Here is an 18,060-nt window from a genome sequence, read left to right as displayed (position 1 = left end):
GGCACCGGCGTCTGCTCGAATCCCGTGAAGCCGAACGGCGCCGCCTGCAACGACGGGACGCTCTGCACGGCTCCGGACGCGTGCGACGGCGCCGGCGCCTGCGTCGGCGCCAATCCCGTCGTGTGCACGCCGCTCTCGCAGTGCCACGACGCCGGCACCTGCAACCCCGGCACCGGCGTCTGCTCGGATCCGCCGCGCGCCGACGGCGCCTCGTGCGACGACGGCGACCTGTGCACGCAGACCGACGAGTGCGACGGCGCCGGCACGTGCGCCGGGGAGAACCCCGTCGTGTGTACGCCGCTCGATCAGTGTCACGACGCCGGAACGTGCGACAGCGGCACCGGGGTCTGCTCCGACCCGCCGACCATGAACGGGACGACCTGCGACGACGGCAACGTCTGCACGATCGGCGACGCCTGCACGGGCGGCACCTGCGACGGGAACTCGATCACCTGCGGCGACGGCATCGTGCAGGGGGCCTGCGGCGAAGATTGCGACGTTCCGGGCGGCGGGCCGAACTGCACGCCGGGCTGCCGCTTCCTCTGCGGCCCGACGCCGCAGGCGGGCTGCCGCGGCCCCGCGCTCGCCGGCAAGGGGACGGTCAAGCTCGCCGACAAGACGCCCGACAAGAAAGATCAGCTCAACTGGAAGTACGTGAAGGGCGCGGCGACGACGGTCGCCGACTTCGGCGATCCGCTGACGACGACCGACTATACGTTCTGCGTGTACGACTCGTCGGCCCGCCCGCAGCCGATCCTCCTGGCGCACGCGCCGGCGGGCGGAACGTGCGGCACGAAGCCGTGCTGGAAGGCGATCAAGGGCGGCTTCAAGTACAACGACAAGCTCTACACGCCCGACGGCCTGCAGCAGATCCTGCTCAAGTCGGGCGCGGCGACCAAGACCAAGATCCTGGTGAAGGGGAAGGGCATCGACCTTCCGATGCCGACTCTGCCGCTCACGACGATGGTCACGGTGCAGTTGAAGAGCGAGAGCGGCGTCTGCTGGGAGGCGCGCTACTCGGCCACGCAGAAGAACCTCGCGGAACAGTTCCGCGCCAAGGCCGACTGAGGGGGGGAGGGCGGTGACGCGCGTGGGGCGCGTCACCGCCCGTGTGGCCGGGTGAGACCCGGCGCGGCGCGCGCGGCGTGATCGCCGCGTCGTCGGCGCCGAGCCCCCGTCGCGTTGCCTTTCGCGCTCCGGGCGCGCCGTCGCGCCCGCGCGGTTGCGCCACCCGGCGACGCGCGCTAGTCGTGGCGCCCCCGGCCGGGAGCGTCGCCGATACCGTGGAAGCGCATCGTCTCAGGAGCCGCCACGAGTTTCTCGCGCTGGTGAACGATCCCGTGTTCGCGCCGCGCTGGTCGTTGGAGCGGCACCTGGCGGAGCTCCATCAATACGAGACGTGTTTCGTGGTGGCGGGAGTCTGCGCGGTGTGCCGCCGCGCGGTCGACTTCGCGGTCGACTTCGACGGCGCGTGGGAGGCAGACGACGGGCTGCGCATTCCGAACTGGCGCGAGTCGATGCGCTGCCCGCGCTGCGGGCTGGCGGCGCGCCAGCGCCGCGTGAGCGAGCTCGTCGTCGCGGCGGTCGACGATCGGCGCGGCCGCGATCCGGTGGCGGTGTATCTCATGGAGGCGCTCTCGCCGCTCTATCGTTCGCTGTCGCGGCGCCTGCTCGGCGCGACCGTCGTCGGCAGCGAGTACCTGGCGGACGACGCGCCGGGCGGGACGCGTCCGCGGAGCGTCCGCCACGAGGACGCCGAGCGGCTGAGCTTCGCCGACGCGAGCCTCGACGTGCTCGTCAGCTGCGACGTCTTCGAGCACGTGAACGACCCGCGGCGGGCGTTCGCGGAGGTCGCGCGGGTGTTGCGTACGAGCGGCCGGGCCGTGCTCACGTTCCCGGTGGATCTCGACGTCGAGCACCATCGGCGGCGCGCGGAGCGCATCGACGGCGAGGTGCGCCACCTCCTGCCGCCGATCCACCACGGGAATCCCCTGTCGTCCGAGGGCGCGCTCGTCTACACCGATTTCGGGTGGGACGTCCTCGGCGACCTCCGCGACGCGGGTCTCGTCGATCCGGTGCTCGAGCTCTACTGGGGCTACGACCGCGGCTATCTCGGGCTGCAGTTCTGCGTGCTCGCGGGTAAGGCGTGACGGCGCGGCTCGCGCGTTCGCTCCTGGTCGCGGCGGCGGCTGCGGCGCTCCTCGGATTCGCCGGCGGCTGCGACCGCCTGCGCGGGCTCGCCGAGGGCGAGCCGCCCGTCGTGCAGGGGCCCGCGGTCACACTGCGCGCTCCGGCAGGCCCCGACGCTCCCGACCTCGACCTGCACCACGAGTGGCGCGCCGCCGAGGTGCGCCAACGCGTCGACCCGCGCCATCACGACTGGCCCTACCGTCCCTTCTCCGAGCTCGCGGTGGTGAACGGCGTCGCGCACCGCGCGCTCTTGCTCCTGCCGTCGCTGTACGGGAAGACGAGCCGGGCGAGCTTCCGGATCGACGTCCCGGCCGGGAGCGACCTGGAGCTCTCCCTGTCGGTCGCGCTTCTCGCCAAGTTCGCGCCCGAGAGCGACGGAGTCGACGTCGCCTGGGCGGTCGGGGACGCCGCCGACCCGGCGACGCTGCCGCTCGCGTTCGAGCACCTCCCGGGCGGGCGACCGGCGGACGACTGGCGCGAGGTGCGCGTCGACCTCGCGCCGTGGCGCGGCAAGACGGTGTGGGTCGTGCTCGCCTCGCGCGCGGGCGAGAGCCGCCGCCACGACTGGGTGCTCTTCGGCGACCCGCGCGTCCACGCCAAGCACGCCGACGCGCCCGTCGTCATCGACCTCCGGGCGGCGGACGCGCTGCCGCTCCGCCCGCGTGCGGAGCCCTGGCGCGCGGGCACGGTCTTCAAGACGTACTCGCTGTTCGGGGCCGACGGTCCGCACTACGGGCGGCCGGAGTGGCTGCGCGCGTCGTTCCCCTGGCTCGCGTCGCTGCGGATCCTCTCGGCGCTCGGTGGCAACTACGGACCGACGCTCGCCCGCGAGGACGCCGAGCGCGCGCGCGCCGGCGAGGCGCCCGCGAGCTTCGAGGTCGGCGTCGCCGACCGCTACGAGATCGCGCGCGACGACGCGGGCGCGGCGGACGCGCCGCTCGCGCTCGACTGGACGGCGTTCGACGCGTTGAACGCGAGCGCGGCCTCCGCCGGCCTCGACCTCCATCTGAACCTCGCGGCCGCGCCGGAGCGATTCACCGGCGGGAAGGGCAGCTATCCGACGTATCGTTTCAACGAGCTCCCGGTGGTCGACCGCGACGGCTGGCGGCGCTACGTGGGCGCGCTCTTCGGCCACCTGGCGGCCGAGCCCTGGTACCCGCGCGCGTCCTTCTCCTTCTTCAGCGAGGCGAACTGCGTGTGGGTCGAGCCCGACGGCGCCGTCCGGAAGGTGGGCTTCCAGGGCGATGCCGCGACCTACGCGCGCCAGTACCTCTGGACCTGGCAGGCGATGGCGCCCGTGATCGGCGCCGCGCCGGTCTCGCTCGGCCCCTGGGTCGTCGAGACCGAGCGCGTCGGGGCCGCCGCCGACAACCTCGGCGAGTACCTCGGCGCGATCCTGCGCGCGTTCGGCGAGGCGGGCGCCCCGCTGCCGCCGTGGCGGGACTTCTCGTTCAACCTCTATGAGACTCCGCAGCTCACCCTCGACAACTTCGCGAGCGACAAGATCGCGGCCGCGCGGCGCGTGCTCCGCGAGGTCCTGGGGAAGGAGCTGCCGCTCCGCATCGAGGAGCTCGGGATCCATCCGCTGGTCATGCGCGCCTTCGAGGAAGCGACCGGAACGCCGCTCGGCACGACGCGCTGGGAGATGGCGTGGCACGCCGAGACGGCGGCGCTGCTCCTCGAGCAGGGGGTCGTCGAGGCGGCGTCCTGGTACCCCGTCCTGATGATCTACCCGCCGAACCAGTCGCTGCGCGCCTACGCCGCGTACCTCTTCGCGAGCATCGTCGCGGGCGCGGTCGACTGGTCGGCGAGCGGCGGCACGCTCGCGGCGGCGCCCCGCCCGCCGGACGCGGCGCGTCCGGCCGAGCTCGCCGTGCGGCTCGCGAGCCGCCACGCCGACCGCATCGGCGTGCTCGCGGCGCCGACGCCCGACGCGAGCGGCGGACCGCGCCGGCTCGCGCTCTGGAGCTATCCGCGCTTCGCCGCGCTCGACGCCCGGCTCGAGCGCGTCGCCGCGCGCGCGCGCGTCGAGATCCTGCTGCCGCCGCGGCCGGGCGGAGCGTGGAAGGTCCGCATCCTCGCCTACGACGACGCGCGGCCGTTCGCGCGCGATGACGACGTCGCGACGCGGGCGCTCCGGGTCGCGGCCTTCGGTGGCCTGCCGCCCTTCGCGCTCCGCGAGCGCGAGGCGCGCGACCGGCTTGCGCTCACCGTCGCGCCCGGCGACCTCTACCTCGTCGAGATCGAATAGCCGCGCCGCGGGAGGATCGGCGCGAGGCCGCCGCCGTCACGGCCGCGGCACCGCGACGGGCGCGAAGCGCGCGTCGGCATCGAGAACGACGTGCGCCGGATCGAGCGGCGGGATCGCCTCGGCGAGCACGGCGCGGTCGTAGATCCGGACGGGGAGGCCCGGGCGCCGCAACAGGAACTCGAGCATCGGCGCCTTGTCGTCGGCGCTGAGGGTCCAGCGCCAGAACGGCACGTCGCTCGTGACGAGCGAGAGGGAGCGGAGCGCGCTGCCGCGGTAGGCGTCGACGACCGGCGCGAGCTCGCGCGCCCGGACGGCGGCGTACTGCCAGTCGTAGGTCGCGTAGCGGTTGCTCGCGGCGCCGCCGACGACGACGGTGGCGAGCACGACCGCCGCGACGCGCCGCCAGCGCGCGCCGACCGCGCTCCACGCGACCGCGAGCGCGACCGCCACCCCCGCGAGCGGCTCGTACGCGTAGTAGATCTGGAGATTGCGGACGAAGAGCGGCGGCACGAAGAACGCCGCGATCCATACGGCGGGCGCGGCGAGCGCCGAGACCCGTACGCGGCCGCGCGCCGCGACGACGCTCGCCGCGAGCGCCGCCACGACCGCGGCGCCGACCGCCGCGTCGATCGCGTCCGCGGCGCCGCTGCCGAAGACGCCGGGCGCGAGGCGCACGACGAGCGCGCCGACGCCGCTCGCACCCGTCTTGTCGTGCCAGCCGAAGGACGCGTTGGTGAGCGCCGAGAGGAGGACGAGCGCCTTACGGCCGACCTCGTCGATGGAGAAGTGGGGCGCGTACGTGGGATGCGACCACGGCATCGCGCCGACGACCGCCCAGCGGAGGGCGACCCGCAGGACGGCCACGAGCGCGAGCGGCGGCAACCAGGTGGCGAGCGCGCGGCGGCGCGCCGGGGCGTGGACCCCGACGATCGCGGCCACCACGGCGACCGCGACGACGCCGTAGTCCTTCGTGAAGGCGCACAGGAGCGTGAACGCGAGCGCGAGGGCGCGATCGCGCGCCGCGCCCGTCGCGTTCCAGCGGAGCGCGCAGAGCACCGCCGCGAGCAGGAGCGACAGCATGAGGATCGAGTCGAAGATCATCAGGTAGCCGAGCGTCGTGAGGTGCACCTTGGAGGCCGCGAAGAAGCCGAGCGCGAGCAGGCGTGCCGCGCGCACCGGCGCGACTCGCAGCAGCACGCGATGGAGAAGCGCCAGCGCGACGACCGTGAGGACGAAATTCCGCACGTGGTAGCCGAACGGATCGGGCGGCAGCAGGAAGTACCAGGGGAGGCTCGCGGCGAAGCAGACGGGTTTGAAGAACGAGACGTCGCTCGGACTGAAGAGGGCCGCCCAGAACCGCTCGCGCGCCCCCCAGTACTGCCCGAGGTAGAGGAAGGCCTCGCCGAAGAACCACGCGTGGAAGGCCGGCCGGCAGAGGAGGAGGACAAGCGCCGCGCCGCCGATCGTGGCGAGGGCGGTCTCGCCGGCCGCGAGCGGCGCGGGTGCGGGCGCGTTCGCCACCCCGCTCACCGCTCGTCGGCGGCTCACGTGACCGGCCACGCCGTGAACGTTCGGAGCGCCAGCGCCTCAGCCCCGGCGACGCCGTCGATCGCGAGCGGAGCGCGCGCGTTCGGGGTGTCGGCGAGCGCGAAGGAGAGCGCGTTCCGCTCGCCCGTGCCGCGCGCGCGGAGCTCGAGCACGTACGTACGACCCGCCGAGTCGGCGTCCGTCGGCAGGTCGATCGCGAGCCAGTCGTGGTCGGGCGCGACCCCGGCCCAAAGCTCGCGCGTCGCCACCACGCCGCCGTCGGCGCGGCGGACCGTCGCCTCGAGCACGTGATCGAGCGCAAGCCCGTAGGTGACGGTGCGGACGTCGACACGCAGGAGTCCGGCGTGGCGGCACGCGAAACGCTGCGCGAAGACCCGGCCGTCGCCGAGCGGCGCCGACACACCCGTGCCGGGCGCGACGGTCGCGTCGGATCGCGCCGCGGGCTCGCGCGCCGCGTATGCGACCTCGCCGGGATGCATCGCGACGAGCTCGCGCTCGGAGCGCGCGACCCGTCCGAGATTCGCGCCCCGCGCGCCGCGGAGTCCGGCGACGACCGTGCTGAGGAACGCCGCCAAGGGCCGGCCCTGGGCCGCGGGCGCGAAGCGCAGCGCGACGTCGGCGCGCGCCGTCGCCCCGACGTGCGCCGCGCGCTCCGGATGCGTCACCACGGCGTCGAGGGCGTGCTCCCAGGCCGCGTCGTCGGCGGCGATCCAGCCCGTCACGCCGTCGCGGACGGCGTCGCGGAAGGCGTCGGTCGGGCTCGCGATCACCGGCACCGAGACGGTCGCCGCCTCGAGATACTTCACCGCGCCCTTGGCGGCGACGAAGGGGCTGCGCCAGGCGAGCGGCGCGAGACTGGCGGCGCACGTCGCGACCAGGGCCGGCAGCTCCGCCCATCCGACGAGGCCGTGGCGCACGACGCGGTCCGCGTAGGGTGCGAGCGCGGCGGGCAGCGTCACCGGCCCGACGACGAGCAGCTCGAGGTCGGCGCGGCGCGCGAGCACGGCGGCGAGCGGCGCCGCGACGGTCGCGAAGTCGTCGTCGTGCGTCGCGGTGCCGCTGAAATACCCGAGGCGCGGACGATCCGCGGCAGCGGCGGGTCGCGCCGTCCGCGCGGCGGCACCGAGCGCGAGCTCGACGGCGGAGACGCCCTGGCGATGGAGCGCGGTCGGCAGAGCGAGCCCGCTCCCGACGGCGGCGATCGGCGCGGTCGTCGCGAGCAGCGCGTCGCAGGCGTCGAGCGTCCGGCGGTAGCGCCGGATGCCGTCGTGCCAGAGGCGGCGCTCGACGTCGCTCCGGTGGTCGAGGAGCGGCGGGTCGCCGAGGTCCGGAACGACGATCAGGTCGTCGACCGCGAAGACCGTCGGTCGGCCGAGCGCTGCCGCGCGACCGAGAAGGTGCCGGATCCAGTCGCCGTCCGGCACGCGATACAGGAGGAGGACGTCGTGCGACTCGAGGTCGGCGGCGAGACGCGGATCGGTGTGCGCCCATACGGTCGACGCGATCCCCTGCGTCGCCAGCTGCTCGGCCCAGTGCAGCGGGCCATAGCGGTGGCAGAAGCCGTCGATCCCGCTCCCGATGAGCACGCGCATCGCCGGGGTGTTTGCACATGGGCGTGGGCGACAATCAAGGCGCCGGCGCTGCGGGTGCGGTGGCGGCGGTGGTGGGTGGCTTTGCGGCTCCCGGTTCCTGGAGCCGAGCGCCTACTACCCGCCGGTGGCTCCATGTGTCGGGGTCAAGCGAGCTGTCTGTCGCTCGCAAAGTCACCCACCGCCGCCGCCGCCGCACCGCCTGGCGTCGCTCGCATCGCGACCCGCACCACCACCGGCGTCGGCGATGAAATGTCGCGCGGGCTCCTGCCGACTCGCTGGTGGTGTGCGGCTCCGGATCGGGCGCGTGGTTGCAAGGGGCGATCTCGGCAGGAATAGTCGCGGCGTGAAACGCAACGACAAGCGTGTTGTCACCGTCGGCCTCGTGCAGATGCGGTGCGCGGTCGACCCCGGCGTGAACCTCGCGGCCGCCGTGAAGCACGTGCGCGCGGCCGCGAAGCGCGGCGCCGAGATCGTCTGCCTGCCGGAGCTCTTTCGCTCGCGCTACTTCTGCCAATCCGAGGACCACGCGAACTTCGCGCTCGCCGAGACGATCCCGGGTCCGTCGACGACCAAGCTCGGGAAGCTCGCCCGCGAGCTCGGGATCGTGATCGTGGCCTCGCTCTTCGAGCGGCGGGCGGCGGGCGTCTATCACAACACCGTCGTCGTGCTCGGCGCCACGGGCGCGGTGATCGGGACGTATCGCAAGATGCACGTCCCTGACGACCCGCTCTTCCACGAGAAGTTCTACTTCGCGCCTGGCGACCTCGGCTTCCGCGCTTTCGACGTCGGCGCGGCGCGCGTCGGCACGCTGATCTGCTGGGACCAGTGGTACCCGGAAGCGGCGCGACTCACGGCCCTCGCCGGCGCCGAGGTGCTCTTCTACCCGACCGCGATCGGCTGGCACCCCTCGGAGAAGAAAGAGCACGGCGAGGCGCAACATACGGCGTGGGAGACGGTGCAGCGCGGCCACGCGATCGCCAACGGCGTCTTCGTCGCGGTGCCGAACCGGGTCGGCCACGAGCCGCATCCCGGTGGCGACGGCCTCGAGTTCTGGGGGCAGAGCTTCCTCGTCGATCCCGCCGGCCGGATCCTCGCGCGCGCCCGCGCCGATCGCGAGGAGATCTTGGTCGTGCCCTGCGACCTCGGCGCGATCGAGACCGCGCGCACGCACTGGCCGTTCCTGCGCGACCGGCGGATCGACGCCTACGGCGACATCACCCGGCGCTACGCGGATTGACCGCCATGACCGACGCGATCTCCGACGCGGACCTCCGGTTTCCCGGCGACGGCGCCACGATCAACGGCTACGGCGCCTGGCCGACCGGCGGCACGGCGCTCTCCGGCCTCGTCGTGATTCCCGACGTGCGCGGCCTCACCGACCACTACCGCGACATCGCGCGCCGCTTGGCGCGCGAGGGCTTCTTCGCGCTCGCCGTCGATCTCTACAGCCGCGAGGGCGCGCCCGACCTGCCCGACATGCCGTCGGTCTTCGCGTGGATCGAATCCTTGCCCGATCCGCGCATCCTCGCCGACCTCGGCGCGGCGGTCCGCTGCCTCGCGAGCCGTTCCGAGGTACGGCGCGAGCGCGTCGGCATCACCGGCTACTGCATGGGCGGGCAATACGCGCTCATGGCGGCGTGCAGCGTTCCCGGGCTCGCGGCCTGCGTTTCGTGGTACGGCATGCTGCGCTACGCCGAGCGCAACGCGCGCAAGCCGGCGAGCCCCCTCGAGCTCGCGCCGCGCCTCGCGTGCCCGTACCTCGGCCTCTTCGGCGCGGAGGACGCGCTCATCCCGAACCCCGACGTCGACGAGCTGCGCGCGATCCTCGAACGCGAGGGGAAGACGTTCGAGATCGAGAGCTACGCCGGCGCCGGCCACGCGTTCTTCAACGACACCCGGCCCGACGCCTATCGACCGGCGGTGGCGGCGGTCGCGTGGCCGCGCGCGATCGGGTTCCTGCGCAAGCACCTGGCTGGGACGTGACGGGGACCATCGTCACCAACGATCGGGCGCTCGGCGCATGCCGGCCGGCGATCGTATGGGCGTGATCGCGGCGGCGCCGGAGGTCTCGTGACCGAGCCCACGCCGCGCGCGCTCGGGTTCCGCATGCCTGCCGAGTGGGAGCCGCACGCGGGCACCTGGCTCTCGTTCCCGCGCCCGGAGGGCATCAGCTTCCCCGGGCTCTACGAACGGGTGCCGCCGCTCTGGCTCCGCATGATCGAAGAGCTCTCGGCGGGTGAGGACGTGCAGGTGAACGTGCTCGACGCCGACGACGAGGCGCGCGTCGCGGCGCTGCTCGACGCGTCGCGGCGCGTCGCGCGCGCGCGCGTCCACCTGCACCGCATCCCCACGAACGAGCCGTGGTGCCGCGATCACGGTCCGATCTTCGTGACCCGGCCGGGCGAGGTCGCCGTCGTCGACTGGGGTTACAACGCGTGGGGCGGAAAGTACCCGCCCTTCGACCGCGACGACGCGGTTCCCTCGCGGGTGGCCGAGATCCTCGGTCTCCGCGCGTTCCGTCCCGGCATCGTGATGGAGGGCGGCTCGCTCGACGTGAACGGACGGGGGACGCTCCTCACGACCGAGTCCTGCCTCTTGAATCCGAACCGCAACCCGGCCCTCGACCGCGCCGCGATCGAGACCCACCTCCGCGAGTTCCTCGGCGCGCGGCACGTGATCTGGCTCGGCGACGGCATCGCGGGCGACGATACGGACGGGCACGTCGACGACATCACGCGCTTCGTCGCGCCCGACACGATCGTGACCGTCGTGGAGCCCGATCCCGCCGACGAGAACCACCGTCCGCTGCGGGAGAACCTCGAACGGCTGCGGGCCGCCCGCGATCAGGACGGGCGGCCGTTCACGATCCTCGAGCTGCCCATGCCGCGGCCGGTGGTGCGCGACGGCCAGCGCCTGCCCGCGAGCTATGCCAACTTCTACGTCGGGAACGCGGTCGTCCTCGCGCCGACGTTCGCCGACCCGAACGACGAGGCCGCGCTCGCGCTTCTGCGGCGCTGCTTTCCGTCGCGGCGCGTGGTCGGCGTCGACAGCCGCGACCTCGTGTGGGGTCTCGGGGCGTTCCACTGCGCAACGCAGCAACAGCCCGAGAAACCAGCTTGACCCATACATGACCCGCGCCTAGGGTCGACGGGACACGAGGATCCCCGCCACGCTCGCCGCTCCGCACACCCGTCCCATCACCGCCGCCGTGCTCGCCCTTCTGCTCGCGGGAGCGTGCGTGAGCCGGCCGGCGCCCGCGCGCGCCCAGCTCGTGGATCCGGCCCAGGCGAAAGCGGTCGTTGCCTGCGAGAAGAACGTCTCCGCGGCCGGCCGCACCTACCTCGCGAACGGCTACAAGGCGCTCAAGAAGTGCGTCGATGCCGTGTTCGCCTGCGTGCAGCTGAAGCCCGGCGACCCGAACTGCCTCTTGAAGGCGCAGGCCACCTGCGACAAGCAGTTCGCGAGCCTCGACGGGCAGGCGCTCAAGCTCGAGCTCGCCGTCGACAAGAAGTGCGCGGAAGAGCTGATCCCGTTCGCGACGCTCCGGACCGAGCTCGCCGCCAACATCGACGCGCTCTTCACCGATTGCCGGCCGTACGTCGCGACCCTCGGCTCGCTCGACGACTACAAGGATTGCCTCCGGCTCGCCTACCAATGTCGCGTCGGCGAGCTGCTGCGGTTCGGCGCGCCGCGCGCGGGCGAGATGCTCGACCTCGTGCAGCGGAGCCTGGTCGCGTGCCCGACGCCGACGCCCGGCTCGACGAGCGCGACCCCGACGCGTACGCCGACCGCGACGCGCACCCGCACGGCGACGCCCACCCGTACGGCGACGCCCGGTGGCCCGCCGCCGACGTTCACGCCCGCGCCGACGCTCACGCCGAGCGCCACCGCCGCGACCCCGACGGCCACGGCGACGCCGACGCCGACCGCGACGGCGACCCCGCTGTTCAACCGCGCATTCGTCACGTCGACGCTGCAGAAGGGCGACTTCGGCGGGATCGCCGCCGCCGACACCATCTGCGCCGAGCGCGCCGCCGCCGCCGCGTTGCCGGGGACCTGGGTCGCGTGGCTCTCCACGGCCGGCGTGAACGCCATGACCCGCCTCGGCGCGGCGCAGGGCTTCGTGCGCGTCGACGGCAAGCCGTTCGCGAACACCGTCGCGGACATTCTCGCCAACAAGATCTTCCATCCGCTGCGCCTCGACGAGAGCGGCGCCGACGTGTCGACCAACGCGGCGCCGACGTCGAGCGGGCTCACCGTGTGGACCGGAACCACCAAGGACGGCGTCGTCGCCGCGACGACGTGCGCCGATTGGACGTCGATGGACGGCGCGGCCGATGGCAACGTCGGCCGCTCGACGGGAGGCCCGGTCGCGTGGACGGCGCGCAGCAACGCCGGCTGCGACACGGCGCGCCGCCTCTACTGCTTCCAGATCGACCACGCCTCGAACCTCGTGCCGCCGGCCACGAGCGGCAAGATCGCGTTCGTCAGCACCAAAGCGTTCCTGCCGGGTCCGGGCGTCGACGTGGCGGCCGCGGACACGCTCTGCGCCAGCAACGCGACCGCCGCGGGCCTCGCGGGAACCTACAAGGCGCTGCTTGCGACCTCGACGGCCACCGCGGCGTCGCGGGTGACGCTGGCGCCGCTCTACGTGCGGCCCGACGGGACGCCGATCGCGACCGGGGCGACCGTCGCCGCGGGGAGTCCGCTCGACAGCGGGATCTGGCAGCGGGCCGATGGAACCTACGTGCCGTCGGCCGGCGACCTGGCGTATACCGGCGCGCCGTTGCCGTCGGCGACGGGAACGCTCGCCTCGACGTGCGACGATTGGAGCGCGCAGACGTCGACGTCGGCGGCGCTCGGCGCGTCGGCGTTCGCCGACTCGACCTGGTGGGCGCACGCGACGACCGGCAACTGCGCGACGACGCTCGCGGTCTACTGCCTCGAGCAATAGGGGCGGCGGCTTTCGGCGCGGGCGCGTCCGCGCGCCGACCCCGGGGGCGTTGAAACTCGGACGCCTGCGGCGCTATGGACCGGGCATGGGTCGAGCGGCGAAGCCGGGCAGGGCGCGTCCCGGGCGCGTTTCGCGTCGGGCGGCGAGCCGATCGGCCGCCCGGCGCAGCAAGCCCGCGGCGTCCGCGCTCCTCACCCGCGCCGAGGTCGTGCGAGCCGTCGTCGAGCTCGCCAACAAGCTCGCGCCGGCCGACGTCGGCGATCTGCTCGTCGCCGAATCGTCGATCCGCGAGCGCGCCACGAAGCTCCCGGGCATGCCGGGGCGGAGGCTCCGCGCGCAGCTCGATCTCGCGATCCTCTGCCTTAAGGATCACGCGGCGGGCCGGTGTCCGCAGATTCCGTACTTCGCGATCAGCCTGCTCGCGGCGGGCGTCGCCTACCTCGCCGATCAGCTCGATTTCGTGCCCGACTTCCTGCCGCGCATCGGGATGATCGACGACGCGCTCGTGATGGCGGTCGCGTGCGACCTCGGCCGCGACGGCCTCAAGCGCTACTGCGTGTGGAAGGGTATCGCGCCGGCGCTCGCGCGGCGGGCGCAGCGTCACGCCGCCGCTAAGGAATCGTGAGCGGCGAGGTCGGGCCGCCGTCGACCGAGAAGGTCTGACCGGTCACGAAGCCCGCCGCCTCGGAGGCGAGGAAGACGCACGGCCAGGCGATCTCCTCGACGCGGCCGAGGCGATTGAGCGCGGTGGAGGCTTCGACCTGCTTCTTCATCTCCGGCGTGCCCCAGCTGCGCGTCGCCGCCTCCGGCGTGTCGATCGGGCCGGGCGCGATGCAGTTCACCAGGATGCCGTACTGCGCCCACTCCATGGCGAGCGTGCGGGTCAACTGCTGCACGCCGGCCTTGGCGGCGGCGTAGTGCGACATGCCGGGCGCGCCGTAGATGCCGGCCTCCGACGACATGCTGATGATGCGGCCGCCCTGCTTCTTCTCGATCCAGCGCCGCGCGACGGCCCGCGCGCAGAGAAAGGTGCCGTTCAGGTTGATCGCGACGATGGTGGCGAATCCGTTCGGGCTGAGCTCCTCGGCGCGCGCGTAGAAGCTCGCGCCGTGGTTGTTGATCATGACGTCGACGCCCCCGAACTCCTGCTCCGCCCGGTCGACCATGGCCTCGACCTGATCCGGATCGCGGACGTCGCAGGTGATGCTCTCGACGACGCCGCCGCCGTCGCGGAGCGCCTTCGCGACCGGACCGAGGTGCTCGCCGTTGCGGCTCGCGATCAGGACTTTCGCGCCGCGCTCGCTGAAGACGCGCGCGATGGCGGCGCCGATGCCGGTGCCGCCGCCGGTCACGATCACGGACTTGCCGGCGACGCTGAAAGGGTCGTGGACGGGGGTCGTCGTCATGATTGCTTTCCTGCCGGATCGCGCGGCGCCGGCGACCAGCGGCCGTCGCGTCCGATCGTCTGGTCGATCTGGCGTTGCGCGTCTTCCATTTCGCGCGCCCAGTCGCGGGTCTTCTTCGGGGCGTTGCGGAACTCCTCGTAGAGCGGGCGCGCCAGCTCGCGACGGCTGATGCCTTCCGGCGCGACCATGATGTCGACCTGCGCGCTCGGAAGGTCGAAGCCGCTGTGCACGATGTCGTCGGCCGCCATCCCGAGAGCGACGAGGATCTGGCGCAACTCGGCGGCATTGGTGCCGAAACGACGCGCGACCTCGTGGATGTTCTGGATGCGGTAGGCTCCGTCGGGCGTGATGCCGAGGTGATAGGCGCAGAAGAGGTCGAACGGTTCGATCGTACCGGCGACGGACGCCGCGGCCCGCGGTGGGGGCGTGCGCGCCGGGTCCGCTCGCGGGCGCGGATGCTCGTTCGCGCCGAAGCGGCGCGGGCGCTGCGGCGGCGGCGCGCCGCGACGGTCGTAGCGCGCGCCGCCCGTCGGGTCGGGCGACCGGCGTCCGCGCTCGCCTCCGCCCTGGGCGTCTCCGCGCGGCGCGCCGCCTCGCGAATCTTGCCCGAAGCGCGGCGCGGGGCCGTACGGCCGGATCCGACCCGCGTCCGGCCCGCGCCGCCCCTGTGGCGCTCCGCCGTGCGGGCGGTGGTGCTGCCAGCGCGTCAGCGGCGACGGTGGAGGCGTGTAGAAGTCCGGTTGCTGGGAGCGACGGTCGTCGGGGCGTCCGTCCGGTCCGACGCGCGGTTGAACGTCGTGCTCGGCTCCCTCACGTGAGTCCTCGGGACGGCGTCCCCTCCGCCTGCGCGTCATCGAAGCCGCGACTATGCCTCAAGCCCTCCGGGGCGTCGAGGGCGCGGCGGCTTCCCGGCATGGGGGCGCCGCGCTATGAGCGCCGGCCATGCACGAGGACCGTCCGCGCGTCGCCGACCTCGCGGCGCTGACGTTGATGGCCGCGCTCGCGCTCGCGTGGCCGCTCGCCGCGCCGCCGATCGGCACGCACGGCGAGGCGCGCGAGGGGCTCGTCGTGCAGGACGTCGTCGCGCGCGGCCACTGGGTGCTGCCGAGCCGGAACGGCGAGATGCCGTCGAAGCCGCCGCTCTTCCATTGGGTCGCGGCCGCGACGGCCGCGCTCGTCGGGCTCTCCGACGCCGTGGTGCGCTTCCCGTCGGCGCTCGCGGCCTGGACGGTGCTGGTCGCGGTGTACCTCGTCGGCGTGCGCGCCGGCGGGCGCGCGTGCGGCTGGCTCGCGGTCGGGGCGCTCGCCGGCATGCACGGGTTCGTCGAGGCCGCGAGCGAGGCCCGTGTCGACATGGTGTTCACGGCCGCCGTGACGTCCGCGCTCGTCGCGTTCCTGCGCTGGTACCGGTCCGGGGACCCGTGGGCGCGCGCCCTCTGCTACGGCGCCGTCGCCGCGGCGGTGCTGACCAAAGGGCCGGCCGGCGCGGTACTCGTCGGTCTCGTCGTCACCGCGTTCCTCGCCGTCGAGCGTCGGCTCGATCGCCTGCGCGCGCTCTGGTCGTGGCGGCTCGCCGCGCTCGTGCTCGTCGTCGACGTCGGGTGGTACGCGGCCGCGACGTGGGTCGGTGGCCGCGACTTCCTGGCGCGGCAGATCCTGCACGAGAACGTCGATCGCTTCGTCGGGCGCGGCGTCTTCGGCATGCACGGAGGTCGCTCGCGGCTCACGATGGTCGCGAACCTCGCGACCGACCTGCTGCCGTGGAACCTCGTCCTGGTCGCGGCGGCGGCACGGTGGTGGCGCGGCGCGCGCGAGGACGAGCTCGGGCGGTTCCTGCACGTCTGGTGGATCACGATCGTCGCCGTCTTCACGGCGGCGTACGGAAAGCGCGGCGTCTATCTGCTACCGCTCTATCCCGCGGTGGCCCTCCTCGCGGCACGCGCGCTCGCCTCGGTGCTCGCGGCGTGGCGCGAGCCGGCGCGCGTCCCGGCGCCGGCCCTCGCGGCGCTCCGACGGGTGACGACGGCGCCGCCGGCGCGCGCGCTCGCCGCCCTGGTCGTCGCGATCGACCTCGGCGTCCTCGTGATCGGGCAGGGCGTCCGGGTGCGCCGCGGCGCGCGCGGCTCGCTCGTGCCTTTCGCGCGCGAGGTCGCGGCGCGCGTGCCGGAGGCGTCACCGCTCGTCGCCGACGACGATCTCGACGAGAGCGATCTGCTCGTCCTCGCGTACCGTCTCCGCCGGACGCTCCCGCGCGCCGCCTGCGTAGCGGGAGCGCACCGGCTCGTGACGCCGCGCCCGGCCGCGCCCGTCGTCGAGCCGCTCGTCGTGTCGCGGCGGCGCGGCGTCCCGGTCGCGCTCGTCCTGGACACGGAGGCGACGTGCCCGCTTGCTCCGGTGCGTGGGGACGATGGATAACCATCGACCATGCCGACCGCGAAGACCGCGCCGCCGAAGATCATGCTTGGCTTCGTCGTCCGCCAATGCGCGGTCGCCCTCGGCCACCGTCCGTCGCCCGAGGAGCTCATGGCGTGGGCGAACACCCAGGGCGAGGGCCGCCAGCGCCACTGCCTCTTCGGGCGTCCGATCACCCTCGCGGAAGCGCGCGTGATCCTCCGCCATCCCGGCCGGCCGGTGACGGTCCGCAGCACCGACCCGTATCCCATCTTCGCTCTCGCGAGCCGCTGACGCAGGTTGCTGAAAAAGGGCCATCTGCGTCGTCGCCGAGCAGCTGCCCCTTTTTGAGCAACCTGCGGGGGGTACCACGTGCGGTGGTGTGAGCGCCGCTTCGCTCCGCGCCGCTCATCCATCTCACGTTTCGACGAAGGCGAGATCCTTTGTGAGATGAAGGGCGAGCGAAGCGAAGCCCCACCGATCACGTTTCGACGAAGGCGAGATCCTTTGTGAGATGAAGGGCGAGCGAAGCGAAGCCCCACCGAGCGCACGTGGTAGCCCCAGCAGGTTGCTCAAAAAGGGTCAGCTGCTAGGCGCGAGGAAGTGAGCGCGGAGGCGTAGCGGAAGCTACGCCGCACAAGCGAGCGACCGAGCAACGACGCAGATGGCCCTTTTTCAGCAACCTGCTGCGCGCGGCGGACGGAACGTCGCGAGACGCTCTTCGTTCGGGTCGCGGCTGCCGGCGCTCACGAGGCGGCAGCGCAGGCTGCCGTCGGCGTGGCGCCATACGCTCACCGCGCCCTGGCGGAGGAGGGCGAAGGCCAGGTCGGCGACCTTCGCGAGCGCGGCCGGCGGCTCGCGTCCTTGCGCGACGTACCACTCGACGAGCCGCCGGCGGATGATCTCGGAGCCGTGCAGATGCGAGGGGCCCGCGAGCTCGCGGCGCGTCGTCACGCGGGGCTCACGCCAGGATGATCGGCGAGCGCACCTTGTCCTCGAGCCACTGCGACAGGTCGGCGAGGCTCTCGGCGCTGATCTCGTGCCCCATGCCGTCGTACTCGCGGTAGACGGCCGGTACGCGCAGCGCGCGCAGCGCCTCGAGCGACTGCTGGGCGCGTGCGACGGCGATGATCTCGTCGGCGGTGCCGTGTTGGACGAGGGTCGGGAGCTCGTCGCGGCCGTCGACGTCGGGCAGGGTCGCGACCATCTGCGGCGGGAGCCACGAGCTCAACGCCGCGAGTCCCGCGAAGCGCCGCGGCGCCGCGAGCGCCAGACGGTACGCGAGCACGCCGCCCTGGCTGAAACCGAGGAGCACGAGCTTGCGCCGGTCGACCGCGTAGCGCGCGAGCGCGGTCTCGAGGAATCGTTCGAGGCGCGCGGTCGCGTCCTCGATCGGGCCCTCGATCGCGGGCTGCACCGCGCTCAGCGGGAACCATCCGAAGCCGACGGCCCCCGTCGTGCCGAGCGGCACCTCGAGGGGCCCCTGCGGACAGATCACCTGGAAGCGGCCGCCGCCGAGGTACGGCGCGAGCCCCATCAGGTCGAAAGCGCCGGCGCCCCATCCGTGGAGGGCGACGATCGTCGGGTGCGGGCCGTCGCCCTCCGGCTCGTACAGCGTGTGCGCGAGATCCACGAATGCTCTCCTGACGTTGGTGACGCGGACGGCCTCTGCTAGTGCATCGCCATCTCGATGGCGGTGCACTAGCCTTTCACGGTGCACGTCCGCAA

At 73.5% G+C, this 18,060-nt stretch carries 16 protein-coding genes; 10 read left to right on the top strand and 6 right to left on the bottom strand.

Annotation, left to right across the window (positions count from 1 at the left end; translation table 11 throughout):
• The 3 genes from IT293_00315 to IT293_00305 all read left to right on the top strand — a co-directional run.
• Window positions 1-1,068, top strand: a 1,068-nt coding sequence (locus IT293_00315) for a hypothetical protein (GenBank protein MCC6763081.1), incomplete at its 5' end; no start/stop codon positions are given.
• A gap of 182 nt (window positions 1,069-1,250) precedes the next feature.
• On the top strand, window positions 1,251-2,150 hold the full coding sequence (locus IT293_00310; GenBank protein MCC6763080.1) for a class I SAM-dependent methyltransferase: 900 nt from the start codon (window positions 1,251-1,253) through the stop codon (window positions 2,148-2,150).
• Window positions 2,147-4,441 (top strand): hypothetical protein, encoded by a 2,295-nt coding sequence (locus tag IT293_00305; protein MCC6763079.1) that lies wholly within the window; start codon window positions 2,147-2,149, stop codon window positions 4,439-4,441. The genes IT293_00310 and IT293_00305 overlap by 4 nt, the downstream gene beginning before the upstream one ends.
• A gap of 36 nt (window positions 4,442-4,477) precedes the next feature.
• Here IT293_00305 and IT293_00300 read toward each other — a convergent pair whose 3' ends face one another.
• Together IT293_00300 and IT293_00295 are read right to left on the bottom strand one after the other, a co-directional pair.
• Window positions 4,478-5,989, bottom strand: a complete 1,512-nt coding sequence (locus IT293_00300; GenBank protein ID MCC6763078.1) for a hypothetical protein — start codon at window positions 5,987-5,989, stop codon at window positions 4,478-4,480.
• Window positions 5,986-7,581, bottom strand: a complete 1,596-nt coding sequence (locus IT293_00295) for a glycosyltransferase (GenBank protein MCC6763077.1) — start codon at window positions 7,579-7,581, stop codon at window positions 5,986-5,988. Before IT293_00295 ends, IT293_00300 begins: the two co-directional genes overlap by 4 nt.
• Window positions 7,582-7,825: 244 nt before the next feature.
• Here IT293_00295 and IT293_00290 point away from each other — a divergent pair, with 244 nt between their 5' ends.
• The 5 genes from IT293_00290 (at window position 7,826) to IT293_00270 (ending at window position 13,160) form a co-directional block, all read left to right on the top strand.
• On the top strand, window positions 7,826-8,818 hold the full coding sequence (locus IT293_00290) for a carbon-nitrogen hydrolase (GenBank protein ID MCC6763076.1): 993 nt from the start codon (window positions 7,826-7,828) through the stop codon (window positions 8,816-8,818).
• Between the two features lie 5 nt (window positions 8,819-8,823).
• Entirely contained in the window at window positions 8,824-9,564 is a 741-nt protein-coding gene (locus tag IT293_00285) for a dienelactone hydrolase family protein (protein MCC6763075.1), read from the top strand.
• Between the two features lie 123 nt (window positions 9,565-9,687).
• Window positions 9,688-10,701, top strand: coding sequence for an agmatine deiminase family protein (locus IT293_00280; GenBank protein ID MCC6763074.1), 1,014 nt, complete (start codon window positions 9,688-9,690; stop codon window positions 10,699-10,701).
• Between the two features lie 88 nt (window positions 10,702-10,789).
• Window positions 10,790-12,535, top strand: coding sequence for a hypothetical protein (locus tag IT293_00275; protein MCC6763073.1), 1,746 nt, complete (start codon window positions 10,790-10,792; stop codon window positions 12,533-12,535).
• Window positions 12,536-12,620: 85 nt separating this feature from the next.
• A complete protein-coding gene (locus IT293_00270; protein MCC6763072.1) occupies window positions 12,621-13,160 on the top strand; it encodes a DUF1232 domain-containing protein in 540 nt (179 codons plus the stop codon).
• Here IT293_00270 and IT293_00265 read toward each other — a convergent pair.
• Window positions 13,147-13,941: a glucose 1-dehydrogenase gene (locus IT293_00265; GenBank protein MCC6763071.1), complete on the bottom strand. Its 795-nt coding sequence runs from the start codon at window positions 13,939-13,941 to the stop codon at window positions 13,147-13,149. The two genes, IT293_00270 and IT293_00265, sit on opposite strands and share 14 nt — an antisense overlap.
• Window positions 13,938-14,795 carry a hypothetical protein gene (locus IT293_00260; protein MCC6763070.1) on the bottom strand — a complete coding sequence of 286 codons (858 nt, stop codon included), beginning with the start codon at window positions 14,793-14,795 and terminating at the stop codon, window positions 13,938-13,940. Before IT293_00260 ends, IT293_00265 begins: the two co-directional genes overlap by 4 nt.
• A gap of 88 nt (window positions 14,796-14,883) precedes the next feature.
• Here IT293_00260 and IT293_00255 point away from each other — a divergent pair, with 88 nt between their 5' ends.
• Both IT293_00255 and IT293_00250 read left to right on the top strand, forming a co-directional pair.
• Window positions 14,884-16,356: a glycosyltransferase family 39 protein gene (locus IT293_00255; GenBank protein MCC6763069.1), complete on the top strand. Its 1,473-nt coding sequence runs from the start codon at window positions 14,884-14,886 to the stop codon at window positions 16,354-16,356.
• Between the two features lie 9 nt (window positions 16,357-16,365).
• Window positions 16,366-16,626: a hypothetical protein gene (locus IT293_00250; protein MCC6763068.1), complete on the top strand. Its 261-nt coding sequence runs from the start codon at window positions 16,366-16,368 to the stop codon at window positions 16,624-16,626.
• A 381-nt stretch (window positions 16,627-17,007) separates the two neighbouring features.
• Here IT293_00250 and IT293_00245 read toward each other — a convergent pair whose 3' ends face one another.
• Together IT293_00245 and IT293_00240 are read right to left on the bottom strand one after the other, a co-directional pair.
• Window positions 17,008-17,286, bottom strand: a complete 279-nt coding sequence (locus IT293_00245) for a hypothetical protein (protein ID MCC6763067.1) — start codon at window positions 17,284-17,286, stop codon at window positions 17,008-17,010.
• A gap of 7 nt (window positions 17,287-17,293) precedes the next feature.
• The gene (locus IT293_00240) at window positions 17,294-17,965 is read right to left on the bottom strand and encodes an alpha/beta fold hydrolase (GenBank protein ID MCC6763066.1); all 672 of its coding nucleotides are present in this window, start codon (window positions 17,963-17,965) and stop codon (window positions 17,294-17,296) included.
• Window positions 17,966-18,060: the final 95 nt, after the last annotated feature.

Source organism: Deltaproteobacteria bacterium (assembly GCA_020848745.1).
GTDB lineage: Bacteria > Desulfobacterota > Binatia > UTPRO1 > UTPRO1 > UTPRO1.
This window is presented reverse-complemented; position numbering and strand designations above follow the sequence as displayed.